This is a genomic window from Psychrobacter sp. 1Y4 (genome assembly GCF_051847555.1).
The window spans coordinates 1-902 of sequence record NZ_JBPYDE010000266.1 but is presented as its reverse complement, the minus strand read 5'-3'; the positions used below and the strand labels follow the sequence as shown (position 1 = coordinate 902).

The following is a 902-nucleotide window of genomic DNA, read 5'->3' as shown; positions in this document are numbered from 1 at the left end:
GTGGTCTACCCCTTTGCCATAAAAATAAGTGCTGCAACAATGAAACCTAACGCAATCACTCGTCTAATATCTATTTTGCGCTCCTCGGTTTCAAACAGCCCATAGTGGTCAATGATTAAGCTCTGAAAGACCTGACCTGCAAGTATGCCAATCATCGTCAATGCAATCCCAATGACGGGTGTGACCACCGTTAACACCACCACGTAGACAGGTCCCAAAATGCCACCAATCAGTAGCAACGGCGGCTGTGAGAAAAATGAGGGGCTCTCTCGTGGACTAAAAAACAGCATCAAAAAGAACGTCAAGGCGGCCCCAACACCAAAAATACTGAGCGTCGCCCACAGCTCACCCACCTGACTGCCTAGGGGGCCAAGCAGTCCAGCCTCGACCGATAACCCCATACCGCCTAAAACCACCACCAGTATCAATAAAATCTGCATAAAACAATCCTCAATGAGCAATGCCGCGTAGTTTACCGCAGCCTATACCTACGAAAAACGCTATAATGTAGAAATGACTTTTGCATAAGTTGCACAGATGAATAACGTCGACAACATCAGCATAAAAACCCTGCTATTCTTTATTAGCGTTTTTAATGCCCAAAGCTTCTCTGTCGTGGCACGAAAAGAAGGCGTGTCTGCATCAAAAGTATCTCGGATTATTAAGCAGCTAGAGGACTCGCTAGGGCAGCAGCTTTTTTATCGTAATACACGCGCTGTCATTCCTACTGAGGCGGGACGCGTGTTCATGAGCTACGCACATGCGATGACCGAAAGCATGAATGCGGCGCAGAAAGAGTTGCAAGACAGGACTTTAGAACCGGGTGGTTTATTAAGAATTAACGCTCCTGTGTTTTTTGGTCAACGGCACATCGCACCTTGGATACCAGCACTGAGTAATCG

2 protein-coding genes are annotated in these 902 nt (G+C 47.0%); one reads left to right on the top strand and one right to left on the bottom strand.

The window, feature by feature from the left end:
* Window positions 1-5 precede the first annotated feature (5 nt).
* Window positions 6-440 carry a DMT family transporter gene (locus ACS8FC_RS15690; RefSeq protein ID WP_439297454.1) on the bottom strand — a complete coding sequence of 145 codons (435 nt, stop codon included), beginning with the start codon at window positions 438-440 and terminating at the stop codon, window positions 6-8.
* A gap of 97 nt (window positions 441-537) precedes the next feature.
* Here ACS8FC_RS15690 and ACS8FC_RS15685 point away from each other — a divergent pair.
* Window positions 538-902, top strand: a 365-nt coding sequence (locus ACS8FC_RS15685; protein WP_439297453.1) for a LysR family transcriptional regulator, incomplete at its 3' end; no start/stop codon positions are given.